We start from the raw sequence: 3174 nt of genomic DNA on the forward strand, positions 1-3174 counted from the left end.
ACCCGGGCGTTTGTGGATTTCATCCTGGAGCAGTTTGTCGAACGCGAGTTGGGGCGGCGGTTCAGCGCCATTTGATCCTTGTGGGGATCAAAGTGTGGGAGCGGGCTTGCTCGCGAAGGCGGTGTGACAGTCACCACATGCATCGACTGATCCACCGCTTTCGCGAGCAAGCCCGCTCCCACATTTTGGATCTTCAATGTCCGAACTTTCCGGGCCAGCCGATCACTTTCTTCGGCCTCGGCGTCGCATACGTGCGGATCTTCGAGGTCGACAGTCCCAACCGCACCAAGCCTTCGGCAATCGTGACAGCCGAGGTCACACCGTCCACCACCGGCACACCCGTGCGGTAGCGAATCTGCTCATCCAGCCCGGCCATGCCGCCGCAGCCCAGGCAGATCACTTCGGCCTTGTCTTCGCTGATCGCCAATTCAGCCTGGCGCACGATGGCCTCCATGGCCCGCAGCGGGTCTTCCTCCAGTTCCAATACCGCCATGCCGCTGGCCCGTACCGACGCGCACCGCTGATATAAGCCGGCCAGTTTCAGCCGGTCCTCGATCAGCGGCACGGTGCGGTCCAGAGTCGTCACCACGGAGTAGGCATGTCCGAGGAACATCGCGGTGCTGGCGGCCGCTTCGGTGATGTCCACCACCGGCACGTTGAGCAACTCCTGCAAGCCTTCGCGGCCATGTTCGCCGTAGCCGGCCTGGATTACCGCATCGAACGGCTGGTCGTAAGCCATCACCCGGTCCATCACCGCGATGGCCGCCAGGTAGCTTTCGAAATTGCCTTCCACCGATTCGGCACCGAAAAACGGAGTCAGGCCGACGATCTCGGTGCCGGGGGACGCCACCGCCCGTGCCTGTTTGGCGATGGCCTCGGTGATGGACTCGGTGGTGTTGACGTTGACCACAAGGATGCGCATGGAATGTCCTTACTTAATGACTGACGTTATCGACTGCAATGCTTTCGCCGCTCACATCGGCGTAGTACGGCTGGCGCTTGGCGAACAGCAGGTACAGCAGCCCTGCAATACCGGCGCCAATCAGCCAGGAGAAGGGCGAGACGAGGGCGAAACCGGGCAGCAGGGCGAGGAGAATGGCGGTCACCGCCGCAGGAATAAACGCCGCCACCGCCCGCAAATTGATCCCGCAGCTGTAGTAATAAGCGCCATTCGGGTCTTCGCTATACAACTGCGGCACGTCCACCTGGCTTTTACGGATCAACCAGTAGTCGACCATGATCACGCCGTACAACGGCCCCAGCAGTGCGCCCAGCCCTGAGAGGAAATACACGATCACCAGCGGGCTGTTGTAGAGGTTCCACGGCAGGATCAACACCGCCACGGTGGCGCTGATCAGCCCGGCGCGGCGGAAGTTCAGGTACTTGGGCGCCAGGTTGCTCAGCACAAAGGCGGGTGCGACGAAGTTGGCCATGATGTTCACCGCCACGGTCACAATCAGGAACGCTAGGCAGCCCAGCACCAGGAAGAATGTGTTGGGTATCGCCGCAATGATTTCCGTAGGGCTCTCGATCACCCGGCCATTGAGGTGGAACTGCCCGCCGCACAGCAGCACGGTGATGGCCGCGAACACCAGGATATTCACCGGCAGGCCCCAGAAATTACCGACCTTGATGGTCTTGCGGCACGGCGAGGAGCGGGCGAAGTCGCAGAAATTCAGGATCAGCGTGCCGTAGATCGCCAGCCACAGCGCGCCGCCGGCAAAGATATTGCGCCACATCTCACCACCGGTCAGCGGCTCGCGAATGGCCCAGGCAATGTGGCCGTCCGCCTGGAAATACATCCAGCCGGCCAGGGACGCTACTGTCAGCAGAATCACCGGCCCGGCGAAGGCTTCATAGCGGCGCACCATCTCCATCCCATAGGCGAGGATGGCGAGCTGCACAAACCAGATCGCCACAAAACACGCCCAGCCCAGGGTGGACAGGCCGAGGATCGAGTTGTGGTCGTAGTCGGCAAAACCTGGATGAACCGCCGTCAACAGCACGCGGAAAACCACCGAGGCCAGGTAGGTCTGTATCCCGAACCAGGCAATCGCGATCACCGCACGAATCAGTGCCGGGATCTGCGCACCATGGATGCCAAAACTGATGCGGCTGATCACTGGAAACGGTACGCCGGTCTTCTGCCCCATATAGCCCGACAGGTTCATGAAGAAGTACACCAGCGCCGCGCCGATCCCCAGGGACAGCAGAATCTGCCAGCCACCCAGGCCCAGCGCATACAGGCCGATGGCGAAGGAGTAGTTGGCGATGTTGTGCACATCGTTGGTCCACAAGGCAAAGATGCTGTAGCGGCCCCAGCGCCGGCCTTCGGCCTTGGTAGGCGCCAGGTCCTTGTTGTGCAGGCGCGGGCTGAGGACCAACGGGCCGGGGCTCGTGGCCTCGGGGTTCAGGGTGGAGGAGGGCAGATCCAGTGCGATGTTATTGGAGAGACTTGTACGCATTCCGGCAGGCTCCTGGACATCAGCAGGAGAGCGGCTGATGTCAAAGTGTATGTATCTTTTTTATTAATTGTATACAAAGTGTGTTTTGCCTTAAGCCACATGCGTGCCAGATTTTCGCCGGGTGAAATACACGGCGATTTGGTTTTTAGCGTGATTGGAAATAACAGACTGAATTTAAAGCGATATAAATTGACCGTTTGAACAGCTATTTATTTTGTGGTGCAGAGAGGGGCGGGGATTTTAGAAGAGGTGTGACGAGGGAGGATGTAACTTTTCGGTGCAGGATTTTATAAGTGCACACAAAAATGGCACCGATGGTGACATTTCTGTGTACAGGATTCTGGCTCAGGCGTTACGCCTTGCTGATGATGTTCCCGGCGTGCAACCCGCATTCTTTTTGGGTTGCTTCTTCCCACCACCAACGGCCTTCGCGTTCGTGCTGGTTCGGCAGTACCGGACGGGTGCACGGCTCACAGCCGATGCTGATAAAACCGCGCTCGTGCAGGCTGTTGTACGGCAACTCCAGCATGCGGATGTAACCCCATACTTCCTCACTGGTCATCTGCGCCAGCGGGTTGAACTTGTACAGGGTGCGTTCCGGGGTGGAAAAAGCCGTATCGATTTCCAGCGCGGCCACCTGGCTGCGGGTGCCGGGGCTCTGGTCGCGGCGCTGGCCGGTGGCCCAGGCGCTCACACCGGACAGCTTGCG

The 3174-nt window shown here is 59.8% G+C and carries 4 protein-coding genes; 1 reads left to right on the forward strand and 3 read right to left on the reverse strand.

The window, feature by feature from the left end:
* On the forward strand, positions 1–75 hold a 75-nt coding region (locus HX846_RS40475; RefSeq protein ID WP_372242022.1), incomplete at its 5' end, for a hypothetical protein.
* A gap of 118 nt (positions 76–193) precedes the next feature.
* Here the strand turns inward: HX846_RS40475 and HX846_RS29220 are convergent.
* From HX846_RS29220 to HX846_RS29230, 3 genes are all read right to left on the reverse strand, one after another.
* Positions 194–922: an aspartate/glutamate racemase family protein gene (locus tag HX846_RS29220; RefSeq protein ID WP_003214954.1), complete on the reverse strand. Its 729-nt coding sequence runs from the start codon at positions 920–922 to the stop codon at positions 194–196.
* Positions 923–935: 13 nt separating this feature from the next.
* Positions 936–2465 (reverse strand): NCS1 family nucleobase:cation symporter-1, encoded by a 1530-nt coding sequence (locus HX846_RS29225; protein ID WP_178966678.1) that lies wholly within the window; start codon positions 2463–2465, stop codon positions 936–938.
* 352 nt (positions 2466–2817) lie between these two features.
* Positions 2818–3174: phosphoadenosine phosphosulfate reductase family protein (locus tag HX846_RS29230; protein WP_178966680.1), on the reverse strand; the 357-nt coding region annotated here is incomplete at its 5' end.

Source organism: Pseudomonas sp. K5002 (assembly GCF_013386655.1).
Taxonomy (GTDB): Bacteria; Pseudomonadota; Gammaproteobacteria; order Pseudomonadales; family Pseudomonadaceae; genus Aquipseudomonas.